General features: G+C 65.1%; 23 protein-coding genes and 2 pseudogenes. 11 read left to right on the forward strand and 14 right to left on the reverse strand.

The genetic code is table 11. The annotated features are described in order from the left end of the window. Nucleotides 1-29: 29 nt before the first annotated feature. On the reverse strand, nt 30-1,109 hold the full coding sequence (locus RAD15_RS32100; RefSeq protein ID WP_458182428.1) for an extensin family protein: 1,080 nt from the start codon (nt 1,107-1,109) through the stop codon (nt 30-32). Between the two features lie 63 nt (nt 1,110-1,172). On the opposite strand from RAD15_RS32100, the gene RAD15_RS32105 reads away from it, so the two are divergent. Continuing rightward, nucleotides 1,173-2,801, forward strand: a complete 1,629-nt coding sequence (locus RAD15_RS32105; protein ID WP_458182430.1) for a fatty-acid--CoA ligase — start codon at nt 1,173-1,175, stop codon at nt 2,799-2,801. 235 nt (nt 2,802-3,036) lie between these two features. Continuing rightward, entirely contained in the window at nt 3,037-3,891 is an 855-nt protein-coding gene (locus RAD15_RS32110) for a DUF1499 domain-containing protein (protein ID WP_458182432.1), read from the forward strand. Nucleotides 3,892-4,021: 130 nt separating this feature from the next. Here the strand turns inward: RAD15_RS32110 and RAD15_RS32115 are convergent, their stop codons facing one another. The 4 genes from RAD15_RS32115 to RAD15_RS32130 form a co-directional block, all read right to left on the reverse strand. After that, the gene (locus RAD15_RS32115; protein WP_458182433.1) at nt 4,022-4,945 is read right to left on the reverse strand and encodes an MBL fold metallo-hydrolase; all 924 of its coding nucleotides are present in this window, start codon (nt 4,943-4,945) and stop codon (nt 4,022-4,024) included. Between the two features lie 148 nt (nt 4,946-5,093). Further along, nucleotides 5,094-6,308, reverse strand: coding sequence for an acyl-CoA dehydrogenase (locus tag RAD15_RS32120; protein WP_458182434.1), 1,215 nt, complete (start codon nt 6,306-6,308; stop codon nt 5,094-5,096). A gap of 131 nt (nt 6,309-6,439) precedes the next feature. Continuing rightward, on the reverse strand, nt 6,440-7,516 hold the full coding sequence (gene ribB, locus RAD15_RS32125) for a 3,4-dihydroxy-2-butanone-4-phosphate synthase (RefSeq protein WP_458182436.1): 1,077 nt from the start codon (nt 7,514-7,516) through the stop codon (nt 6,440-6,442). Between the two features lie 177 nt (nt 7,517-7,693). Beyond that, complete coding sequence (locus RAD15_RS32130) at nt 7,694-9,424, reverse strand: cation:proton antiporter domain-containing protein (RefSeq protein ID WP_458182438.1); 1,731 nt, start codon at nt 9,422-9,424, stop codon at nt 7,694-7,696. A gap of 67 nt (nt 9,425-9,491) precedes the next feature. Between RAD15_RS32130 and RAD15_RS32135 the strand changes: the two genes are divergently transcribed. After that, the gene (locus tag RAD15_RS32135) at nt 9,492-10,013 is read left to right on the forward strand and encodes a DUF3124 domain-containing protein (protein ID WP_458182440.1); all 522 of its coding nucleotides are present in this window, start codon (nt 9,492-9,494) and stop codon (nt 10,011-10,013) included. Between the two features lie 77 nt (nt 10,014-10,090). After that, nucleotides 10,091-11,323, forward strand: a complete 1,233-nt coding sequence (locus tag RAD15_RS32140; protein WP_458182442.1) for an aminotransferase-like domain-containing protein — start codon at nt 10,091-10,093, stop codon at nt 11,321-11,323. 4 nt (nt 11,324-11,327) lie between these two features. Here the strand turns inward: RAD15_RS32140 and hpaD are convergent, their stop codons facing one another. Together hpaD and RAD15_RS32150 are read right to left on the reverse strand one after the other, a co-directional pair. Further along, entirely contained in the window at nt 11,328-12,182 is an 855-nt protein-coding gene (hpaD, locus tag RAD15_RS32145) for a 3,4-dihydroxyphenylacetate 2,3-dioxygenase (RefSeq protein ID WP_458182444.1), read from the reverse strand. Between the two features lie 18 nt (nt 12,183-12,200). Next, the gene (locus tag RAD15_RS32150) at nt 12,201-12,473 is read right to left on the reverse strand and encodes a helix-turn-helix domain-containing protein (protein WP_458182445.1); all 273 of its coding nucleotides are present in this window, start codon (nt 12,471-12,473) and stop codon (nt 12,201-12,203) included. A 157-nt stretch (nt 12,474-12,630) separates the two neighbouring features. Here RAD15_RS32150 and RAD15_RS32155 point away from each other — a divergent pair, with 157 nt between their 5' ends. Continuing rightward, nucleotides 12,631-13,083 carry a hypothetical protein gene (locus RAD15_RS32155; protein WP_458182447.1) on the forward strand — a complete coding sequence of 151 codons (453 nt, stop codon included), beginning with the start codon at nt 12,631-12,633 and terminating at the stop codon, nt 13,081-13,083. 97 nt (nt 13,084-13,180) lie between these two features. After that, entirely contained in the window at nt 13,181-13,408 is a 228-nt protein-coding gene (locus RAD15_RS32160) for a hypothetical protein (RefSeq protein WP_458182448.1), read from the forward strand. Nucleotides 13,409-13,478: 70 nt separating this feature from the next. On the opposite strand, the gene RAD15_RS32165 is transcribed toward RAD15_RS32160, so the two are convergent. The 5 genes and pseudogenes from RAD15_RS32165 to RAD15_RS32185 form a co-directional block, all read right to left on the reverse strand. Then, nucleotides 13,479-14,297, reverse strand: coding sequence for an aldo/keto reductase (locus tag RAD15_RS32165; RefSeq protein ID WP_458182449.1), 819 nt, complete (start codon nt 14,295-14,297; stop codon nt 13,479-13,481). 277 nt (nt 14,298-14,574) lie between these two features. After that, a complete protein-coding gene (locus RAD15_RS32170; RefSeq protein ID WP_458182451.1) occupies nt 14,575-16,149 on the reverse strand; it encodes an alkaline phosphatase D family protein in 1,575 nt (524 codons plus the stop codon). 144 nt (nt 16,150-16,293) lie between these two features. Next, the gene (locus RAD15_RS32175) at nt 16,294-16,713 is read right to left on the reverse strand and encodes a hypothetical protein (protein ID WP_458182452.1); all 420 of its coding nucleotides are present in this window, start codon (nt 16,711-16,713) and stop codon (nt 16,294-16,296) included. Nucleotides 16,714-16,821: 108 nt separating this feature from the next. Further along, entirely contained in the window at nt 16,822-17,823 is a 1,002-nt protein-coding gene (locus RAD15_RS32180) for an NAD(P)H-dependent flavin oxidoreductase (RefSeq protein ID WP_458182454.1), read from the reverse strand. 62 nt (nt 17,824-17,885) lie between these two features. Further along, a pseudogene (locus RAD15_RS32185) lies at nt 17,886-18,056 on the reverse strand (short-chain dehydrogenase); the annotation flags it as partial. On the opposite strand from RAD15_RS32185, the pseudogene RAD15_RS32190 reads away from it, so the two are divergent. After that, nucleotides 18,036-18,422: pseudogene (locus RAD15_RS32190) on the forward strand (winged helix-turn-helix transcriptional regulator); the annotation flags it as partial. The pseudogenes RAD15_RS32185 and RAD15_RS32190 overlap by 21 nt on opposite strands. A 59-nt stretch (nt 18,423-18,481) precedes the next feature. Here the strand turns inward: RAD15_RS32190 and RAD15_RS32195 are convergent. Both RAD15_RS32195 and RAD15_RS32200 read right to left on the reverse strand, forming a co-directional pair. After that, nucleotides 18,482-18,640 (reverse strand): hypothetical protein, encoded by a 159-nt coding sequence (locus tag RAD15_RS32195; protein ID WP_458182456.1) that lies wholly within the window; start codon nt 18,638-18,640, stop codon nt 18,482-18,484. A gap of 22 nt (nt 18,641-18,662) precedes the next feature. Further along, nucleotides 18,663-19,037, reverse strand: a complete 375-nt coding sequence (locus tag RAD15_RS32200; RefSeq protein WP_458182458.1) for a PRC-barrel domain-containing protein — start codon at nt 19,035-19,037, stop codon at nt 18,663-18,665. Nucleotides 19,038-19,181: 144 nt separating this feature from the next. Between RAD15_RS32200 and RAD15_RS32205 the strand changes: the two genes are divergently transcribed. The 4 genes from RAD15_RS32205 (at nt 19,182) to RAD15_RS32220 (ending at nt 22,801) form a co-directional block, all read left to right on the forward strand. Then, entirely contained in the window at nt 19,182-20,969 is a 1,788-nt protein-coding gene (locus RAD15_RS32205; RefSeq protein ID WP_458182460.1) for a thiamine pyrophosphate-requiring protein, read from the forward strand. A gap of 8 nt (nt 20,970-20,977) precedes the next feature. Further along, a complete protein-coding gene (locus tag RAD15_RS32210) occupies nt 20,978-21,205 on the forward strand; it encodes a hypothetical protein (RefSeq protein ID WP_458182462.1) in 228 nt (75 codons plus the stop codon). An 87-nt stretch (nt 21,206-21,292) separates the two neighbouring features. Then, a complete protein-coding gene (locus RAD15_RS32215; protein WP_458182464.1) occupies nt 21,293-21,844 on the forward strand; it encodes a DUF4142 domain-containing protein in 552 nt (183 codons plus the stop codon). Between the two features lie 66 nt (nt 21,845-21,910). Next, nucleotides 21,911-22,801, forward strand: a complete 891-nt coding sequence (locus RAD15_RS32220; protein WP_458182466.1) for an SDR family oxidoreductase — start codon at nt 21,911-21,913, stop codon at nt 22,799-22,801. Nucleotides 22,802-22,842: the final 41 nt, after the last annotated feature.

Consider the following 22,842-nt stretch of genomic DNA (forward strand, 5'->3'; position numbering starts at 1 on the left):
CGACTTTTGAACATTCAAAAGCGCCGGTTTCACCGGCGCTTTTTTGTTGCCCGCTTGGATGGCCGAGCCTTGTTGGCCGCCGGCTTGTCCGCAGGCGCCGGGGATTTCTCCGCTGCCTCGTCATCGGCCCCTTCCTTTGCCTCGGGCTTGGCCGCGACCTCGCGCGGCGGCGCGTCCTCAGGGCGTTCCGCAGGCAGCAGCGGGGCGACTTGCGGCAGGGGATCCCAGACGTTCCACTGGCAGATCCGGTAGTCGTTGCGCCGCTGGGCGAGGTCGAGATGGATGTGGTCCTCGTGGTACCAGTCCGAACCCGGGCCGAGCACGGTGGAAAAGCGCGAGCAGACCGAATGCAGCACGCGCTCGCGCACGTCGCGCGACATCGTGCGGTCGGTCAGGCCGATCGACTGCCCGTTGGCGAGCTTGATGGCGCGGACGTCGAGCGCGTTGGCCTTGCCGTGCTCGGACAGCAGCGCGCCGACAATGCGGTTGCGGCCGCGGCATTCGAAGCTGTCGAAATTGTCGAGATCGCTGATGGTCGAGCCGAGGCTCGCGGCCAGCGGCACCATGTCCTTGCGCACCCAGTCGGCGATCCCGGACGCCATGGTGCAGCGGAGGATCGCCGCCGGCTTGACCGCCACCTTGCGCTTGTCCGGCAGGACGATGGCCTCCAGCCGGACCAGGTCCTCGCCGCCGCAGGCGCCGGGGCCGCGGATGTCGGGAATGGACGGCGCGATCGCGATTTCCTCGGTCAGAGCGAGCCGGCAGGCCGAAACCTGCTTCTCGGGCGGCGGCGCGGCCTCGGCGGGCTTGCTGCCGCCGGGCTTGTCCGGAGACGGCTTGCCGTCGGCCTCCGGCGGGGCCTCGTCGGAGGCTTTGGGGGCCTCCTCGGGGCGAGGTCTCGGTAGCGGGATCTTCGCGGAATGAACCGTCGCGCGCGGCCGTGGTGCAGCAATGCCGAAGATATCCAGCGGGGAAGCATATTTTCGCGCCTCCGCCCGTTCGGCGAGCACAAGGGATAGCCCGAGCGCGGCGGTAACCATTGCCGCGCCAGCGGACATATAGCCGCGACAAGACCATTTGCGGCGAAAGTCCGGCAGGCTAAAACTCATGACAATTCATTGGCCCAACGCTGAGAGCGATAAAGCGCCCAGCGGCTTCTCGGAGGAATCGGAATGCTTGGTTTGATGCAAGACTGGCCCCTGCTCTGCCACCGGATCATCGAACACGCCGCCAGGATTCATGGCAAGCAGGAGGTCGTGACGCGGTCGGTCGAGGGACCGATCCACCGCACCAACTATGCTGAAATCCACAAGCGTGCGCTCAAGGTTTCGCAAGTGCTGGAGCGCGACGGCATCAAGCTCGGCGACCGCGTCGCAACGATCGCCTGGAACACCTGGCGCCATCTCGAGGTGTGGTACGGCATCATGGGGATCGGCGCCATCTGCCATACCGTCAATCCCCGCCTTTTCCCCGAGCAGATCGCCTGGATCATCAACCATGCGCAGGACCGCATCGTGATGACCGACATCACCTTCGTTCCGGTCCTGGAGAAGATCGCCGACAAGCTGACCAGCGTGGAACGCTACGTCGTGCTTACCGACAAGGCGCACATGCCGCAGACCACGCTGAAGAATGTGGTGGCCTACGAGGACTGGATCGCGGAGGCCGACGGCAAATTCAAATGGAAGGATTTTGACGAGAACACGGCGGCCGCGATGTGCTACACCTCGGGCACGACGGGCGACCCCAAGGGCGTGCTGTATTCGCACCGCTCCAACGTGCTGCACGCGCTGATGGCGAACAATGTCGACGCACTCGGCACCAGCGCCTCCGAGACGATGCTGCCGGTGGTGCCGCTGTTCCATGCCAACAGCTGGGGCATCGCGTTCTCTGCGCCTTCGCAGGGCACCAAGCTGGTGATGCCCGGCGCCAAGCTCGACGGCGCCTCGGTCTACGAGCTGCTCTCGACCGAGAAGGTGACACATACCGCGGGCGTGCCGACGGTGTGGCTGATGCTGCTCCAGCACATGGCCGCCAACAATCTGAAGCTGCCGGAACTGAAGATGGTGATCTGCGGCGGCTCGGCGATGCCGCGCTCGATGATCAAGGCCTTCCTCGACATGGGCTCGAACGTCCGCCACGCCTGGGGTATGACCGAGATGAGCCCGATCGGCAGCGTCGCGGCGCTGAAGCCGCCGTTCCAGAATGCCACCGGCGATGCACGGCTCGACGTGCTCCAGATGCAGGGCTACGCGCCGTTCGCGGTCGAGATGAAGATCACCGACGATGCCGGTAAGGAGCTGCCCTGGGACGGCAAGACTTTTGGCCGCCTCAAGGTCTCCGGCCCTGCCGTCGCCAAGGCCTATTATCGGGTCGACACCAACATTCTCGACGAGGACGGCTTCTTCGACACCGGTGACGTCTCGACCATCGACGAGGCCGGCTACATGCGGATCACCGACCGCTCCAAGGACGTGATCAAGTCCGGCGGCGAGTGGATTTCCTCGATCGACCTGGAGAATCTCGCGGTCGGCCACCCGGCCGTGGCGGAAGCCGCCGTGATCGGCGTGTTCCACCCCAAATGGGACGAGCGGCCGCTGCTGATCGTGCAGCTCAAGCAGGGCCAGCAGGCCAGCCGCGAGGACATCCTGAAATACATGGACGGCAAGATCGCCAAATGGTGGATGCCTGACGACGTCGCCTTCGTCGAAGGCATCCCGCACACGGCCACCGGCAAGATCCTGAAGACCGCGCTGCGCGACCAGTTCAAGGATTACCGCTTCCCGAACGCGGCGGCGTAAGCGGGCCAAGCACCCACCCACCGTCACTCCGGGATGGTCCGAAAGGACCAGACCTCAGGTGCGCAATTGCGGGCCGGGGAATCTCGAGCTTCCGGGTTCGCCCTTCGGGCGCCCCGGAATGACGGGCCGTAACAGCCCGGTCTCCCTTGAATTTGCCCCCGGGCCGTGGTCTCAACGGACCATCGTCGCGCCAATTCGGCCGGCACCGCCCCGAGACCCCGGCAGAGCTCACCCGATGGCCCGCAGGTTTTCCGCTCCCTATCAGTCGGAGCCCGTGTCCAGCCTCGCGAGCTGGGCGCGCAATCTGGCCGTGTTCGCGGTGGTGGCGGTGGTCGTCTCGATCCTGATCGTCCGCTTCGGCTTCCTGGAGCCGAAGCCGGCGCTCGCCACCTTCTTCGGCGGCCTCGCGATCGCGGGGCTATCGATCCTGTTCGGGCTCGCGGGCTTCGCCGCCATCTGGCAGAACGGCTCGCGCGGCATGGCGCGCATCCTGCTCGCCTTCCTGATCGACGGGGCAATCCTCGCCTATCCCGCTTATCTCGGCCTGCAATACCGCAAGCTGCCGGCGATCCACGACATCACCACCGATCCGATCGATCCGCCGCGCTTCGACGCGCTGGCGCGCCTGCGCGGCGGCGACGGCGCCAACACCGCGGTCTATGCCGGCCTCTATTCGGCCGAGCAGCAACGCCAGTTCTACCCCAGTATCGAGCCGATCGAGCTCGAGATTTCGGTCGACCGCGCCTATGCGATCGCGCGCCAGCTCGTCATCAAGCGCAAATGGCTCGTCATCGACGAGCGCGAACCGCAGCCGCCGCGCCGCATCGGCCGTATCGAGGCGGTGGCGCGCACGCCGATCATGGGTTTGCGCGAGGACATTTCGATCAGGGTCGTGCCCGACGGCGACGATTCCCGGGTCGATATCCGCTCCGCCTCGCGCTATTTCGACAGCGACCTCGGCAGCAACGCCGCGCGCGTGACCAAATTCATGGACGATCTCAACACCGCCGCCGATGCCGATGCGCTCAAACCGGTGAAGAAGACGCCGGTCGCGCCGCCGAAGACACCCGCGAAGACGGTGAAGAAGTGACGCGCTAGCGTCATTCCGGGACGCGCGTCAGCGCGAACTCCGGTGCGCCGTTGCGCACCTGAGAATCTCGCGCCTCAATCTCTGGATTCCAGGCTCGCCGCTTCGGGGCGCCCAGGAATGACGAGCGGAGCTAGGCGCCCGCCATCCTATAGGTCCCGCCAATCACGGGATCGCCGTCCGTCGCCACCACGCCGCGCGCGACCAGATCTTCCAGATGCGCCAGCACGGAGTAGCCGGCGGCCGTCGTCAGGCGCGGGTCGATGCCGATATAGATCGCACGGACCATGGTCGGGATGTCGGCTTCGCCCTTCGCAAGGCGGTGCAGGATCGAGGCCTCGCGCGCCTTGCGGTGACGGATCAGGAAACGCACGAAGCGCGGGCCGTCCGGAATCTCCGGGCCGTGGCCGGAGAAATAGAGATCCTCTTCGCGGGCAGCCAGGCGGTCGAGCGAGTCCATGTAGTCGATCATCGAGCCGTCGGGCGGCGCCACGATCGAGGTCGACCAGCCCATCACGTGATCGCCGACGAAGTTGAACTTGCGCTCGGGCCAGGCGAAGGCGAGATGGTTGGCGGTGTGACCAGGCGTCGCCACCGCCTCGAGCCGCCAGCCGTCGCCCTCGACCACGTCGCCATGGGCGACCCTGACATCGGGCGCGAAGTCGCGATCGACACCGGATTCCGGATTGTGCTTCTCGCTCTCGAAGCGCGGCCGCGAGGCGCGGTGCGGGCCTTCGGCATAGACGGGCGCGCCGGTTGCCTGCTTGATCCGGGCGGTGTTCGGCGAATGGTCGCGGTGGGTGTGGGTGACGAAGATATGGCTCACGGTCTCGCCGCGCACGGCATCGAGCAATGCTGCCGCGTGCGCCGCATCGTCCGGACCGGGATCGATGATCGCGACGTTGCCCTTGCCGACGATGTAGCTGACCGTGCCGGTGAAGGTGAACGGGCTCGGATTGTTGCAGAGCACGCGCCGCACGCCGGGGCGGACTTCCTCGACGATTCCGGCTTTCAGAGGAAAGTTGCGGTTGAACGGGATGTCGTCGTTGTCGGACATGGCTTGCTCATACCTTGCTGACTTCGTCATGCCCGGCCTTGTGCCGGGCATCCACGTTCTTCTCTCCGACTAGAACGTGGATGGCCGGGACAAGCCCGGCCACGACGCAATTGGGAGTTTTCGCATCGCCACGCCGAAGAGCGCGGGCTCAGAAGAACGCCTGGATGCCCGTGATCGCGCGTCCCAGGATCAGGGCGTGGACGTCGTGGGTGCCCTCGTAGGTGTTGACCGTCTCGAGGTTATGGACGTGGCGCATCACGTGGTACTCGATCGAGATGCCGTTGCCGCCGTGCATGTCACGGGCGACGCGGGCGATATCGAGCGCCTTGCCGCAATTGTTGCGCTTCATGATCGAGATCATCTCGGGCGCGAACTTGCCCTCGTCCATCAGGCGGCCGACGCGAAGCGAACCCTGGAGGCCAAGTGCGATCTCGGTTTCCATGTCGGCGAGCTTCTTCTGTACCAGCTGGGTCGCGGCGAGCGGCTTGCCGAACTGCTTGCGGTCGAGCGTGTACTGGCGGGCGCGGTGCATGCAGTCCTCGGCGGCGCCGAGCGCGCCCCAGGAGATGCCGTAACGGGCGCGGTTGAGGCAGCCGAACGGACCCTTCAGACCGGAGACGTTAGGCAGCAGCGCATCTTCGGGAACCACGACGCCGTCCATCACGACCTCGCCGGTGATGGACGCGCGAAGCGACAGCTTGCCGCCGATCTTGGGGGCAGAGAGGCCCTTCATGCCCTTCTCCAGCACGAAGCCGCGGATCTGGTTGTCATGCGCCGCCGACTTGGCCCAGACCACGAACACGTCGGCGATCGGCGCGTTCGAGATCCACATCTTGCTGCCGGTGAGGCGATAACCGTCCGAGACCTTCTCGGCGCGGGTCTTCATGCCGGCCGGATCGGAACCGGCGTCCGGCTCGGTCAGGCCGAAGCAGCCGACCCATTCGCCGCTGGCGAGCTTCGGCAGGTACTTCTTGCGCTGGTTCTCGTCGCCATAGGCGTAGATCGGGTACATCACCAGCGAGGACTGCACCGAGTTCATCGAGCGATAGCCGGAATCGACCCGCTCGATCTCGCGCGCCACGAGGCCATAGGCGACGTAGCTCGCATTGGCGCAGCCATATTCCTCTGGCAGCGTGATGCCGATCAGGCCGAGCTCACCCATCTCGTTGAAGATCTCGCGGTCGGTCGTCTCTTCGAGATAGGCCTTCGTGACGCGCGGCAGCAGCTTGTCCTGGGCGTAGGCGCGGGCAGTGTCGCGCACCATGCGCTCGTCTTCGGTGAGCTGCTCGTCGAGCAGGAATGGATCGTCCCACTGGAAAGAAGCCGCAGCCGGCTTGTCCTTGGACTGAGGGCGCACGCTCATGAAACGTCCTTTCGCATCTGGTTCCGTCAAGAATTGCCCGACAAATTAAAGCGCCGCGGCAACAAGTGCAATTGCATCCTGATCTCGGTCATTTCGGGTCGCGCAACGGCGCGAACCCGGAAACGACGCGGTCAAATTTCGAGCTGCTCGTTGGCGACGATCTCGATGCCGAAGCCCGACAGGCCCTTGTAGTCATGCACCGAAGAGGTGAGATGGCGGATCGAGGTGACGCCGAGATCGCGCAGGATCTGTGCGCCGACGCCGATTTCGCGCCACTGGCGGTTGCGGTCGGCCTCCGTCGAGGTCTCGTCCGGAAGCGGGGACACGGGCACGCCGGCGGCGCCGTCGCGCAGGTAGACCAGCACGCCGCGGCCGGTCTTCTTGAAATGCTCGAGCACGGCGGCCATGCGCTTGTGCCCGGTGAAGGTATCCTTGACGATGTTCGGCTTGTGGAAGCGCGTCAGCACGTTCTTGCCGTCGCCGACGCCATTGTAGACGAAGGCGACGTGGGCGATGGAATCGAACGGCGAGCGGTAGGCATAGCCCTGCAGGGGTCCGATCGGGCTTTCGGTGACGAAGGTCGAGACCCGCTCGATCAGTTTCTCGCGCGCCTGGCGGTAGGCGATCATGTCGGCGATGGTGACGTGCTTGAGCTTGTGCTGGGCCGCGAACTGCGCGACCTGCTCGCCCTTCATCACGCTGCCGTCGTCGTTCATCAGCTCGCTGATGACGCCGACCGGCGGCAGGCCGGAAAGCTTGCAGAGATCGACCGCGGCCTCGGTGTGGCCGGAGCGCAGCAGCACGCCGCCGTCCTTGGCGATCAGCGGGAAGATGTGGCCGGGACGGGCGAAATCGTTGGCGCCGACATTGGGATTGGAAAGCGCGCGGCAGCACGAAGCGCGCTCCTCGGCGGAGATGCCGGTGCCGCCGTCGGGCTTGTAGTCGATCGAGACCGTGAACGCGGTGGTGTGCGCGGAATCGTTGTGGGCGACCATCGGATCGAGCCGCAGCCGGCGCGCGTCCTCGGTGGTCACCGGCGCACAGACGATGCCTGAGGTGTGGCGGATGATGAACGCCATCTTCTCTGCAGTACAGAGCGAAGCGGCGACGATCAGATCGCCCTCACCCTCACGGTCCTCGTCGTCGGTGACGACCACGAGCTCGCCCCGGGCAAAGGCCTGCAAGACTTCCTGAACGCTATCGGGCATTTCCCAATCTCTGTCGGTTAATCGGCGGGTGGCTTAGCCGGACTTGGGCCGGCGCGCTAGTGTCCTGGACGCAACCACATATGTCCGGGGACAGCCTCCGGACCGGCATTCGGGCTTGCACCGAAGATACCAGGGGATATAGGCGCGGACGGCCGGAGCGGAAGGCAGCCGGAGGCCCTAGGGCAGCACTTCGCGCCGCTCGCCGAGCCGCTGATCGAGCTCGGCGCGCTTGTCCGCGAGCAGGCCGGCCTGGGCAGCTTCGATCACCGTGAACAGCTCATGGGCGTCGCTGAGCCGGGTCACCGTGACGTAGCTGGCGCCGGCCTCGTAGAGCTCGCCGACGTCCGACAGGAGATCGGCCGTGGCAACGATCATGGCGGTCGGGTTCAGGGTGCGGACGTGGCGGACCAGCTTCTCGTTGCTGGCGCCCTTCAGGAGCGCATCCGGCACGCTGAGGATGATCATCTCGGACTTGCCGACGCCAGCATGGAGCAGCGTATCCGCGCTGCTGATGTCGCCATAGATCACGTGCAGGCCGCGCGAAAGCAGCGTCTGGTACACATTGGGGTTGAAATCGATCACCGTGATCTGCTCCAGCAGCACCGGAGCCTGCCGTTCGATCTCGGCCAGCAGCGCGCTCGCCGCGCGGAAAAAGCCGAGGATGACGATGCGGCGGGCCTCGCCATGGCCGCCCTCGTGACCCTCCTCGGCGTGGCCGTTGCCGTGATCGAGATCGCGCAGGCCGATCCGCTTCAGGGGGCCGATCGCCCAGCGGGTGATCTCGTCGCTGCGGGTCATCACGAAGGTCGAGAGCACCGCGAGCACCACGAAGGCGAAGGAGGCCGCGTTCGCCGTCTCGGCTGCGATGTGGTGATCGGCGACGCCGGTCTGGATCACCACCAGCGAGAACTCGGAGATCTGCGCGAGATTGAGGGCCGGCAACAGGCTGGCGCGCAGGCCCTGCTTCAGCAGATAGAGCGGGGTGAAGGTGGTGACGAGGCGGCTCACCACGGTGAAGGCCGCGATCATCAGCGCCAGGCCGATCACGGAGAGCCCGGGCACGGGGATGGTCATGCCGAGCGCGACGAAGAACAGCGTGATGAAGAAGTCCCGCAGCGTGGTGACCTTGGCGGTGACGTCGAGCGCGTAAGGAAAGGTCGAGAGCGAGACGCCGGCGATCAGCGCGCCCATCTCGCGCGACAGCGACAGCCGCTCCGCGGTCTCGGCGACCAGAAAGCACCAGGCGAGCGCGCCGAGCAGGATGAGCTCGGGACGCCGGGCGATCTGGTGGAACAGGCGCGGCAGCACATAGCGGCTGACCAGCAGCGCCGCCGCAACCAGTACCGCGACGCGGCCGATCGAGAGCAGGATGACGCTGACCTCGAGATTGGCGAGGCTCGGCTGCACCGCCAGGAACAGGATGGCGAAGATGTCCTGGAGCACCAGGACGCCGAGGGTGATGCGGCCCGGCAGCGTGTCGAGCTCACGCTTCTCGTAGAGCACCTTGACGATGATGACGGTGCTCGACAGCGCGCAGGCGACGCAGAGATAGACCGCATCGAAATGCCCGCCGGTCAGCGACAGGCCGATGCCGACGAAGAACAGCACGCCGAGCAGACAGCCGCCAAGGAGCTGGCCACCCGCCGCGAACAGGATCACCTTGCCCGCCCGCACGATCTTCTTCAGGTCGATCTCCAGCCCGATCATGAACAGCATGAAGATCAGGCCGAGCTCGGAAATGACGCTGATCGATTCCTGCGATTTGACCCAGCCGGCGCCGAATGGACCAATGCAGAAGCCGGCGATAAGGTAGGCCAGGATCAGCGGTTGCCGGGAGAAATGGGCGAGCAGGCCCAGCATCCAGGCAAACAAGATACAGAGAGTGATGTCGCGAATGAGCTCATGCATGCCAAATTGGTCCGTTTTGCCGCACCCTAGAGACGGGTTGCGGCGCGGCAAGCGAGCAATTCGTCACATGCGCGAAGGGCTGTTCGCGGCAATGCTGCTATGCGCCTTCGCCGCACCCGCCGCCGCTCAAGCCAAGATCAATATCGAGCAAACCTTTGCCGATTCGCTCACCGCGCTGCCGAAGGAGGCACTCGCCGTCTCCGGCGGGTTCTATGTGCCGGCCTATTCCAGCGTTGCGATGAGCCAGGGCAAGCTCCGGGTCGACTTCTCGGTGACCTTGAGCGTGCACAACGCCTCCGAGACCCAGCCGCTGGTGGTCAAGCGCATCGCCTATTTCGACACCGCAGGCAAGCAGGTCGAGAGCTACCTGAAGGCGCCGGTCGCCCTGAAGCCGCTCGCCACCGTCTCGATCTTCATTCCGACCGACGATGTGCGCGGCGGGACGGGCGCCAATTTCATCGTCGACTGGGCCGCGACGGGTGAGATCTCCGAGCCCGTGGTCGAGGCCCTGATGGTTGGCGGCGTCGCCAATGCGCACTACGCTTTCATCAGCCAGGGCCGTCCGACCCGAACGGCAGGCAAGAAGTAAGAGCCGGGCGGCCAGCAAGACCAAGACAGCCGGAGCAAAGCCGGCCGTTCAACAAGAACAAAACGAGGAACGCTCCCATGACGTCCAGCTTCGATTTCGCGCCCCTGTTTCCCGCAGGGCTGCCGGCCCCTTCTGCGCGCTGGACGGGCCTCGCCAAATACAGCTTCGTCGGCGGCAATAACGACTCCGAGCAGGTGCCCCTCGACGAGTTGATTGAAGCAACCAACACGGTGCTGCAGCGCGAGGGGCGCTCGCTCGCCACCTACGGGCTGGCGCACGGGCCGCAAGGCTACCTGCCCTTGCGCGAATTCCTGGTGACAAAACTGAAGCGCGATGCCGGCATCAACTGCACGGTCGACGATCTCCTGATCGTTTCCGGCTCGCTCCAGGCGCTCGACCTCGTCAACGCGACGCTGCTCACGCGCGGCGACACGGTGATCTTCGAGCAGGACAGCTATCAGGGATCGTTGACCCGCCTGGCACGGCTCGGCGTCAACGTGGTTGGCGTCCCCCTCGACAAGGACGGCATGCGCATGGACGCGTTGGCCGCGACGCTGGCCGACCTGAAGAGCCGCGGCATCCGGCCGAAATACATCTACACCATCCCGACCGTGCAGAACCCGACCGGCAGCATCATGCCGGAGAGCCGCCGCGCCGAACTGTTGCGGCTGTCGGCGGAATACGGCGTTCCTGTCTTCGAGGACGATTGCTACGCCGACCTCGTCTGGTCGGGGCAGCGGCCGCGGGCGATCTACGCGATGAGCCCGAACGGCGGGGTCATCCATATCGGCTCGTTCTCGAAGTCGATCGCGCCGGCGCTGCGCGTCGGCTTCATCGTGGCGCCCTGGGATGTGATGTCGCGGATGCTGGCGCTGAAGACGGACGCCGGCTCCGGCGCGCTGGAGCAGATGGTGCTCGCAACCTATTGCAAGCCGCATTTTTCGACCCACGTGCCGGCGCTGACGAAAGCGCTGCGCACCAAGCTCGATACGCTGATGGAAGCCCTCAACGAGCAGTTCGGGACCGCCGCCGAATTCGAGGAGCCCAAGGGCGGCATCTTCCTGTGGGTCAAGCTGCCCGAGCAGGTCGATACGCTAAAGCTCTATCAGGCCGCGCTCGCCGCCGGCGTCTCGATCAATCCGGGACCGGAATGGTCGACCAACAAGAACCATTCCAGCTCGCACTTGCGGCTGTGCTTTGCAAGCCCTTCGCACCAGCAGATCCGCGAGGGCGTCGCCGTGCTGGCCGAGGTCTGCCGCAAGGAATTCGGGGTGCCGGCCCGCAGCGCCAATGTGGAGAAGCGGGCCTGACGCCTCATGCATCGACGTGGAATTCCACGTTGACCTGGCCGCTGCCCGAGGACGGAAAATAGTCGCAAAGCTGCTCGGCGGCACCGCAATAGTCATCCCAGCCGAGCGCCGCGAACAGCATGATGGTGTCCGCCATCCCGCCCTCGCCATTGCACTTGATGGCGTAGTCGGGAAGCATGTCGAGGAATTCGCGGTAACGGCGGCTCTGCCAGAGCTCGAGCACGCGCAAATCGACCTGGCGGTTAAACTCGCTGGCGACCGACGTCCACGCCTCCGGACCGAGCTTCTTGTTGGGCCAGAGCCGATGAGAGAGCGAACCGCTGGCGAGGACCGCGACCCGTTCGCCGGATTCTGCAATGGCACGGCGGGTCGCTTCGCCGAGGACCCGGCTTTCCTCGAACGATGTGAACAGCGGCGAGGCAACCGAAACGACCTTCGCGAAGCCGTCCGGGTTCATGTAGTGCATCGGCACGATGGTGCCGTATTCGAGCCCGAGGCTTGCCACCTGGTGGGCAATGACATTCAGACCTGCATCTTCGGCCCGGCCTGCGATGGCTTCAGCAAGCCTGGTATCGCCGGGCAGATCGTAGCGCAGATCCCGGATCATCTGCGGCGCCTCGTGGCTGGTGAACGAGCCCCGGTGCCGCGCATTGGCGTTGATGTGATAGCCGAAATTCGAGAGCCAGTGGGTATCGAACACCACGAAGCTGGTGACGCCGCGCTCCTTCGCCCGCTGCCCGAGCTCTCGCAGAGAATCGACGGCTGCCTTGCGCGCGGCACGTAACGGGCTGCCGGGCTGCTCCGACAGCATCAATGATGGAACGTGGGTGACCTTGGCCGCGAGTACGAGCTGCCCCATGGTGGCCACCTCGAAGCGTCAAGCCGCCTGGGGCTGGCTGCCGTGGATCGCGGATGCCAGCCGCAGCAGGAGGACGATCGAGACGTTGCCCTTGCCGGCCTCGATCTGGGCGATGTAGCGCTCGGAAATCCCGGAGCGGCGGGCGAGCTCGCGGCGCGACAGGTCGCAGCGCATGCGCGAGGACCTCAGGCGGTCGCCCAGCTCGGTCAGAAACGCGGTCTCCGAATATGGCGGCGCGGCACAGCTCCCCGGCAGCACTTCGCCCGCAAAATCCATGACTTGATTCAGCATTGGTCTACCCACGTTCGCCTTCGGGAAACGCCATCCTAACCCGGAAAAGCCCGGTCTCATTGACGCGGATCAAATTCGCGCGCGATCGGTGGCTGCCGTGGACGGCCGCGGGCAGGATGCTACACTTTGGAATTCTTCGAGGCGGGGTTTTCAGAACATGACGCGTTGTCTAGGCCGCTGGGTGGCGGCTGCGGTGCTGTGGGTTGCGTTCGTATCCACGGCTGGTGCCGAGACGCTTGCGGCGACGGTCGAGCAATGGGGCCTGCTCGGCTCGTGGGCGGTCGACTGTGCGGTTCGGCCCGACCGCGACAAGGGCGCGCTCTTGACTTACGAGATCCGGAAGGACGGCCGGGTGATGTACCGGCGCAATTTCGGCGAGGCCAGGGACGAGAACGAGGTGGTGTCCGCCACGGCCAACGCCGACGGCGTGCTCAATGTGATGGTGTACTTCCCCTCGCTCCACCAGACCCGCGAGTTCGGGCTGCTGCTGGCGAAGGAAGGCAGCCTGCGCGCGATCTACAATCGCAGCGAACGAGGCGAATACACGATCAGAGACGGCAAGTACGTCGCAACGGGCGCGCCGACGCCGGCACAACAACGCTGCGATTAACCTCATCTGAACATCCGTTCAGAATTCTCCTGCGATTGCTCCGGAACGTTCATGCGAATGCGCGGTTTAGATTGGCATTCGATTGGAGGAGGACATCATGAAGAAGCTTGGTTATGTGGTTGCGGCCCTCGGCGCTCTCGCGATCGCAGCACCGACGCTGGCGAGTGCGGAAACGGTGGTGATCAAGCGTGGTCATCATCACGGCCTGTATGGCGCTCGTGCCGAATACGGCATGCATCGCGATAACGGCTGGCATCGCGGCTGGCGTCACCATGGCGACAGGGTCGTGGTGGTCAAGCGCAGCCATCGCCACCACTGGGACTAATGCGCAACGCAAACGTGGAAATGGTCCCTCACGGGGCCATTTCCTTGCATGCTTGAAACATTCGGCGGAATCAATCCCACGCCGGCGCGAAGCCCGGATTGACGCAGCGCCTGTCCTTCGCCAGCGCCGCGATCCTGTTGCGATCGGCATCGTCGAGGGTGATCTTCAGCGCATCGAGATTGGCCTGCTGACTCTCACGGCGTGACGCCTTGGGAATGGCGGCGACGCCGTTCTGGTCGAGCAACCATTTCAACGCGACCTGCGCAGCAGTCGCATTATGCTTCGCGCCGATCTCGGCCAGCACCGGATCGGAAGCAACGCGCCCCTGCGCCAGCGGGCAATAGGCCACCAGCGGAATCGACCTGGCGTTGAGATAGGCCAGCACCTTCGATTGATCGAGCATCGCGTGATATTCGATCTGGTTGCAGGCGATCGGCGCCTTGATGTCCTCGACCGCGATCTTGAGCAGCGCCGTGGTGAAATTGGCAACGCCGATCGCCCGCGTGCGCCCCTCCTGCTTCAGCTTCATCAAGGTCTCGAACACCGCGCCCCAGTTCGCGGCCTTCGACGGCCAGTGCACGAGATAGAGGTCGACATGGTCGAGCCCGAGCTTGTTCAGGCTGGCGTCGAAGGCGCGACAGATCGCGTCGGGGCCGAGGTTCTCGTGCCAGACTTTTGTCGTGACATGCAGCTCGCCGCGCGGCACGCGGGCGGCGGCCAGCGCGGCGCCGATCGCCTCCTCGTTGGCATACATCTCGGCGGTATCGATGTGGCGATAGCCGATCGACAGCGCGCTCTCGACCGCGGCACGGCAGGCATCGCCCTGCATGCGAAATGTGCCGAGGCCGAGCTTGGGCATGCTGATGCCCTGTGTCTTCAGATTGTCCATGAACAGGCTCCTGACATAGTTCAGCCCGCCGGATGCGCGCGGCGTTGCCGCGTGAGCAGTCTCTTCGGTGATGGAAAAAGAGATGGCGGGAACGGCCAGCATAGCGCGGGAGGCACGCCGCGACCAATCAAGATCGGGTTAGTTTGGGGCGCGCAATGCCTCTCCGACGTCATGGCCGGGCTTGTCCCGGCCATCCACGTCTTGCTTTGCGACACGAAGAACGTGGATGCCCGGGACAAGCCCGGGCATGACGACCGGCGTTGGAGCTACCCGTCCCTCACGAATGCTGCGCCACCACGGCCGGGCGCGTCTGCGGCTTCGGCTCGATGTCGACCGACCAGAGGTCACGGTTGTCGACATCCTTCAGGGTCACGGTCATGACACCGCTGGCACCGTCGATGTCGACGCGGCCGAAGAATTGCAAGCCGAAGCAGGGCGCGAGGTTCTCACCCTGCGCCGGGCTACAGCCATTCTGGTACATTGCGACCGGGCCAAAAGTGTTGTCGAGCTCGCCCGGCCCCCAGGTGCCTGCGTGCAACGGACCGGAGACGAACTCCCAGAATGGCTCGAATTCCCTAAACTGCGCCTTGTTCGGATCGTAATAGTGCGCGGCGGTGTAGTGCATGTCGGCGGTGAGCCAGACGATGTTGCGCACGCCGGCGCGCTTGATCGACGCCAGAAGATCGGCGATCTCGTGCTCGCGCCGGTCGGGCGGCCCGTCGCCGAGCGCGACGGCATCCAGGCTGATCAGGCCGATCGGCAAGTCGGCCGCGATCACCTTCCAGGTCGCACGCGAGGCGGCTAGCTCCCGCTTCAGCCAGGCGAGCTGCTCGGCGCCGAGAATCCAGCCGCGGTGATCGCCGCCCTTGTTCCAGCTGTCGTCGCGATAGCTGCGCATGTCGATCATGAAGACGTCGAGCAGCGGACCGTAACCGATGCGGCGATAGACCCGGCCTTGCCGTGCGCCGATGTCGCGGACCGGCATGAAGTCGAAGAAGGCGCGGCGGGCGCGCGCGACCAGGCGCGGGGTGCCGTCGTCCTCGAAGCCGGCGTCATCGTAGCTGCCGGTGGGCGACCAGTCGTTGGTGACCTCGTGGTCGTCCCATTGCGCGAACATCGGCACTTCCGCGTGGAAGGCGCGGAAGTGCTCGTCGAGATGGTTGTATTTGTAATTGCCGCGGAACTGCGCCAGCGTCTGCGCGACCTCGGCTTTTTCTTCCGTCACCAGGTTGCGCCAGGTCTCGCCGTTCGGCAGCTTCTGCTCGGAAGGGATGGTGCAGTCGGCGTAGATGTGATCGCCGGAGTGGATGAAGAAGTCCGGGCGGTTGTCGCGCATGGTGCGATAGCCGCGATAGCCGCCGCGCGAGATGTCGATGCCCCAGCCCTGCCCCGCGACGTCGCCGGACCACACGAACGAGATCGACCGGCCGGCGGCCGGCGGTGTGCGGAAATGGCCGATGCGGCTTTCGCCGGCGATGCCGGTCGCGATGTCGTCGAAGCGCACGCGATAGAAGATGTCCTGCCCGGGCGGCAGATCGTTCAGCAGCAGCTTTGAGGTGCAATCGGTGTCCGGCAACGCATCGCGCGAAGCCGACGCAATGATCGTCTTGAAGCTTTCGACGGTCGAGCATTCCACCTGCATGCGCGCGGGCCGGTCGGCGCGCGCCCAGATCACGGCGGACTCGTCCGAGACATCCCCGGACTGAATGCCGCCTGCGATCTGTGGGCGATCGGCCGCGCGGCTGAGGCGGGGCGTCGCGAGCGTGCCGAGCGAGGCAACGGCGAGGCTTGAAGTCGAGCGGACCAGGAATTGCCGCCGGGTCCATGCGCGCGCGGCGCGGAGCGTTGCCATTCAGGAAACCTTCGTCGAATCGCGACGGAAGGTGCCTGCGCCGTTTGACTCCCAGCTTACGGTTTCTTGACTCCGCGCCTACGGTTTTGCGACGCGGGGATGACGGGCGAGATGCAGTGAAGGTGCACGAGGCGAAACAAGCGCCTAGCGCTGCCAGTTGCAGATGCCGCCGGAACGGCATGGCCAGGTCTGGATACGGGTATCTCTCGCCTGTGCATCCAGCGGATTGCCGCGGCGATGCGCGAGCTTGGCGCGGGCTGCACCGCGCGGCTGCGCGGGCTTGGCGTGCACGACCTTCGGCTCGGCCACGTGCACGCGTTCGGCTGCGACCTTCTTCGGCACGTCGACCGGCTCGGCGCGGGCCTGCGCCTCGTTGCCCCCCTTCGCTTCGAGTGCGACCGGCGCGAATTGCGTCTCGGGTCCGAGACGCTTCGGCGACAGCACGGCCTTCGAAAGGTCGAGGCCGAGATATTCGCCAGGCTTGTAGTCGTCAGCGCGCGCGATGCCGCCCCACGCGATCACGAGGGCAACGGCAATTGCGAAAGGAACGCTTTTCAGGACCACGGACGCCTCCTGAAATTGATTTTGAATGGGGTAATTTACCCCTATTTAGGAGGCGTCGCGCGCAATTCCAGCGGCCAAGTGCCGCCGTGGTTAAGAAGTTTGACGGTGTCAGGCGACCTTTCGCGTCGCCCCCGTCCCATCCAGGAACCCCATCAGGCGGCTGCGGATGATGGTTTCCGCCTCCCCCATGATGCGATCGACGAGTTCCTTGCAGGAGGGGATGTCGTGGATGAGGCCGGCGACCATGCCGCAGCTCCAGGCGCCGGCATCCATCTGCCCCTCCAGCATGATCCTGGGATAGACGCCCGCGACCTGGTCGTGGATGTCGTCGATCTTCAGCTTGTCGCCCTTCTCGCGCTCGATCTCGATGAGGCGATCGACATTGGCATTCCTGAGCACGCGCTCGGTGTTGCGCAGGCTGCGCATGATCAGGCGGGTATCGAGCTCGGTCGCTGCGACCAGCGCGTTTTTCACGTTCTGATGCACCGGCGCTTCCTGGGTGGCGATGAAGCGCGTGCCCATGTTCATACCGGCCGCGCCCAGCGACAGTGCCGCGACGAGGCTGCGCCCATCGGCCATGCCGCCGGAGGCAACGAACGGGATCTTCAATTCCTCCGCCGCACGCGGCAAGAGGATCATATTCGGAATGTCGTCCTCGCCGGGATGGCCGCCGCATTCAAAACCGTCGACGCTGACGGCGTCGCAACCGATGCGCTCGGCCTTCAGCGAATGACGGACCGAGGTGCATTTGTGGATGACCTTGATGCCGGCGGCCTTCAGCGCCGGCATGTATTGCTCCGGGCTGCGGCCCGCGGTCTCCACCGCCTTGATGCCGCCCTCGACGATGGCGGCGATGTATTCTGGATAGGGTGGCGCCGAGAAGGTCGGCAGGAAGGTGAGGTTCACGCCGAACGGCTTGTCGGTCATGTCGCGGCAACGCGCGATCTCCTTCGCAAGCAATTCCGGCGTCCTCTGCGTGAGGCCGGTGATGATGCCGAGCCCGCCGGCATTGGAGACGGCAGCAGCCAGCTCGGCAAAACCGACGAAATGCATGCCGCCCTGGATGATGGGATGCTCGATGCCGAACAGTTCGGTGATCGCGGTCTTCACTAAAGTACCTCCCCGGGATTTGTTGATGTTGGGATCAGTCTAGCCGGACTATCGTGCCGCGGTCACCATTTCTCTCCGAAGGGTCGGATCTCCATCTCGAAGGTCCAGGCGCTCTTGGGCTGCTGATAGAGCTGCCAATAGGCGTCCGCGACCGATGATGGTGGCACCAGGAGGTCGGGATTGTCGAGCGCGTTCGGACCGAGCGCCTCCAGCTGATCCTGCGCGACTGCTTCTTGCGCGTGCGCCGATTCGAGGCGTTCCAGTCCTCGCTCCAGATCACGCGGCACCTGCTCTCGGAACGGCTGAAGAAGCTGGTCCGCTTCGGCATCCTGCGCCGCGTCCCCTATTCCGAGGCGCCCAAGCGCTACGAATGCATCCTGACGCAGAAGGGCCTCGACCTCTACCCGATCATCATGACGATGGTGCATTGGGGCGATACCCACATGGGCGACGAGCGCGGCCGCCCGCTACTGCATGAGCACAAGAGTTGCGGCAAGCAGTTCGATCCGGTGATGGTGTGCTCGGAATGCGGCGAGCCGCTGCACGCCAAACAGGTGCATGTGCATGCGGGACCGGGGCGGAAGGAAGCGGTGGTGTGAGCTACTGGCAGAGCGTAGGGAAGGCGCCGGAAGCGCCCCACACCTCGTTCACCGCATCATCAATGCGTCTTCGTCTTGTGCCACTTCTCGAGGTCGGGCTTTGCCTCGCCCGACTTCTGCTCTTTCTCCGGATTGCCCTTCCACGGCTTGTCTGTCTGGGCGTGCGATCCCCAGTCACTCTGTTGCCGGGGATCGTCGTTTGGCCGTTCCTTGCTCATCGATCTCCCTTTCTATGCAGCACTATGCAAAGGGAACGCCGTAGTAGGAATTGATACCGCGAACTGCAGCGTCATCACCCCAGTTCCAATCGCTCCGTTCGCCGTATTTCGGCGCGCCTGCCAGTTCCTTGGCGGTGATGCCAGTGACATATCCGCCAAGCTCGGTGTCGTATTTCAGGGACTGCCAGGGCAAGGGATAGTGATCGTTGCCGAGCCCGAGGAAGCCGCCAAAGCCGAGCACCGCGTAAGATACCTTGCCGCTCACCTTGTCGATCATCACGCGTTCGATCGAACCGATGCGGCTACGATCGGCGCCGTAAACCGATGTTCCCTCGACCTTGTCGCTGCCGATCAGCCGGCCCATCTCGCTGCGATCCAGCTCGCCTTGATTCAGCATCTCAATTCTCCATCAGCCAGTGCATGAATCAACCTGATGGGCGAGCGATCGTTCCGGTACGTGTTCCGCGAGCGGATCAGGAACATCGCAAGCAACGAGCGGTTCTCTGAGTTTCAAACAGCTCTCGAAACAAAGGGCCGCGCGATGTCCCAGACTGTCTCCGACTTCATCGTCCAGCGTCTGCATCAATGGGGCGTGCGCCACATCTTTGGCTATCCAGGCGACGGCATCAACGGCGTGTTCGGCGCGATGAACCGGGCAGACGGCAAGATCGGTTTCGTGCAGGCGCGGCACGAGGAGATGGCGGCGTTCATGGCAAGCGCCTACGCGAAATTCTCGGGCCGACTCGGCGTCTGCATCGCAACGTCGGGGCCAGGCGCCTCGCATCTCATCACAGGGCTCTACGACGCGCTGCTCGATCACCAGCCGGTGCTGGCGATTGTCGGCCAGCAGGCACGCAATGCGCTGGGCGGGAGCTATCAGCAGGAACTCGATCTGGTCTCGATGTTCAAGGACGTCGCCGGCGCCTATGTCGTGCAGGCATCCTCGCCCTCGCAAGTGCGCCATTTGGTTGATCGATCGGTGCGAACGGCGCTGGCGCGACGGACTCCCGCCGCGATCATCCTGCCCAACGATCTCCAGGAAGAGCCCTACGAAAGCCCGCCGCGCGCGCACGGCACGCTGCATTCCGGTGTCGGCTATAGCGCCCCGCGCATCACGCCGCGCGAAACCGAGCTCGACCGCGCCGCGGAGGTGCTCAACGCCGGCACGAAGGTCGCCATTCTCGTCGGCGCCGGCGCGCTCCACGCCACCGACGAGGTGATTGCCGTTGCCGACCGGCTGTCGGCCGGCTGCGCCAAGGCGCTGCTCGGCAAAGCCGCGCTGCCGGATGACCTGCCCTGGGTCACCGGCTCGATTGGCCTGCTCGGCACCGAGCCCAGCTACAACATGATGATGGAATGCGACACGCTGCTGATGGTGGGGTCCGCCTTTCCCTACGCCGAATTCCTGCCCGAGGAAGGCGTTGCGCGCGGCGTGCAGATCGACATCGACGCCAGCATGATGTCGATCCGCTTTCCCATGGAGGTCGGCCTCGTCGGCGACGCCGCCGAGACGCTGCGCGCATTGCTGCCGCGGCTCGCGCCCAAGACCGACGGTGCCTGGCGCAAGGGCATCGAGGACGACGTAACGAAATGGTGGAAGGCCCTGGACGAGCGCGCGCATCAGCCCGCCGCGCCGGTCAATCCGCAGCTCGTCGCCTGGGAGTTGTCTCCGCGCCTGCCCGACCGCGCGATCATCACCAGCGATTCCGGCTCGTGCGCCAACTGGTTCGCGCGGGACCTGAAGATGCGCCGCGGCATGACGGCGTCACTCTCCGGCGGCCTCGCCTCGATGGGCGCCGCGGTCCCTTATGCGCTTGCCGCGAAATACGCCCATCCCGACCGTCCCGTGATCGCGCTCGTCGGCGACGGTGCGATGCAGATGAACAACATGGCCGAGCTGATCACCGCTGCGAAGTACTGGCGCGACTGGAAGGATCCGCGCTTCATCGTCTGCGTCTTCAATAATGAGGATCTCAACCAGGTGACCTGGGAGCAGCGCGTCATCAACGGCGATCCCAAATTCGAAGCCTCGCAGCGCATTCCCGACGTCGCCTACTCGCGCTTCGCCGAGATGATCGGCCTCACCGGCATTTTCGTCGACAGCCCTCAGCTGCTGGGCTCGGCCTGGGAGCAGGCGCTGGCGAGCGAGATGCCCGTGGTGCTGGAAGTGAAGACCGATCCCGAGGTGCCGCCGCTGCCGCCGCACATCACGCTGCAGCAGGCGAAGAACTTTTCGCTCGCCCTGATGAAGGGCGATCCGAACGAGAGCGGAGCGATCAAGGGGGCGGCTCGACAGGTCCTGGAGAAGATCCTGCCCGGAAAGGAATGAGGTGAACCATGAGCGATTACCGCGATATCCAACATGGCATCAACGATCCCGTCGACGGCGTCGACGTGAATTGGCAGTTCAACGACAACCGGACGCCGCATGAGCGTGCGCAACGCCACGCGGATGTGCGCGCCAACGCGACCGCCAAGCCGGCCGAGCCGTTTCTGCCCGAGCGCCTTCGGCGCAAGCCGACCGATCCCATCAATCCGCGCACCGGTCGCCATCCCACGGACTAGCCGTTAGGAACCTCGTGCAGTACGGCGTGTTGGTCGGCGCAACATCGCGCGGCGACGGCCCGCGCGCCCAATCGGAGGGACCGGACCATGAAACGCACCATCATCGCCCTTGCTTGCGTGCTTGTCGCAGGCCCCGCGCTCGCCCAATCGCTGGGCGAGAAGACCGGCGTCAACTCGGCGCTCGGCGTCGCGCCCACCACCGCCGACTTCGTCAAGGAGGTCGCCATCAGCGACATGTTCGAGATCGAGTCGAGCAAGCTCGCCGAGCAGAAGGGCAACGCGCGGGAGAAGACTTTCGCCCAGCAGATGGTGACCGACCACACCAAGACCAGCGGCGAGCTCAAGGGCCTCGTCAGCGACGGCAAGGTGCAGGCAACCCTGCCGACGGCGCTCGACAGCTCGCACCAGAGCAAGCTCGACAAGCTCAAGGGGGCAAATGGCAAGGACTTCAGTTCGGACTACAATTCCTATCAGGTCAGCGCGCACGAGGACGCCGTGTCGCTGTTCGAACGCTACGCCAAGGGCGGTGACAATTCCGCGCTGAAGGACTGGGCCGGCAAGACGCTGCCGGCGCTCAAGCACCACCTCGACATGGCCAAGGAGCTCGGCAAGGCGCCGAGCGTCGGTCAGTCCAAGTAAGTTGCCGCGAGCACAACGCTCGCCGCCGCTTCGCTGGCCGCCTCGACAGCGAAAGGAGATACATCGATGGCCGAGCAGGACCTGATCGACCCCGTCAGCCGCTATCCGAAGCCGCCGTTCAAGAAGCAGTCGCAGCCCTGGCCGGGCCTCGCCGGCAAAATGGAGCCGCGGCCGGACCATGGCGAGACCAGCTACAAGGGCGCTGGGCGGCTCACCGGCCGCAGGGCGCTGATCACCGGCGGCGATTCCGGCATGGGCCGCGCCGCCGCGATCGCGTATGCGCGCGAGGGGGCCGACGTCGCGATCAACTATCTGCCGGCGGAAGAGCCCGACGCGAAGGACGTGATCGCGCTGATCAGGAAGGAAGGGCGCACCGGGCTTGCGATCCCGGGCGATCTCAAGGACGAAGCCTTCTGCAAGACGCTGGTCGAGCAGGCCGTGCACGGCCTCGGCGGGCTCGACATCATCGTCAACAACGCGGCGCGGCAGCAGACCCGCGCCTCCATCCTCGACGTCTCGTCCGACGATTTCGACGCGACCATGAAGACAAACATCTATGCGCCGTTCTGGATCATCAAGGCGGCGCTGCCGCATCTCAAGCCCGGCTCCTGCATCATCGGCACCACGTCGGAGCAGGCTTACGACCCCTCGCCGGATCTCTACGATTATGCGCAGACCAAGGCTGCGACGATGAACTATGTGAAGTCGCTGGCCAAGCAACTCGCCTCCAAGGGCATCCGCGTCAATGGCGTCGCGCCGGGGCCGATCTGGACACCGCTCCAGGTGTCCGGCGGCGCCACGATGGAGAAGCTCGAGAAATTCGGCGGCATGACTCCGCTCGGCCGTCCCGGCCAGCCCGCCGAACTTGCCTCGATCTATGTGCAGCTTGCGGCCGCCGACGCCAGCTATGCGACCGGCCAGGTGTATGGCTCCGCCGGCGGATCCGGGCAGCCGTAGGAACCGCCGGATCGGATTTTTCGTTGTCGCACGCGCGTAAC

The sequence above is a fragment of the Bradyrhizobium sp. 14AA genome (assembly GCF_054185205.1).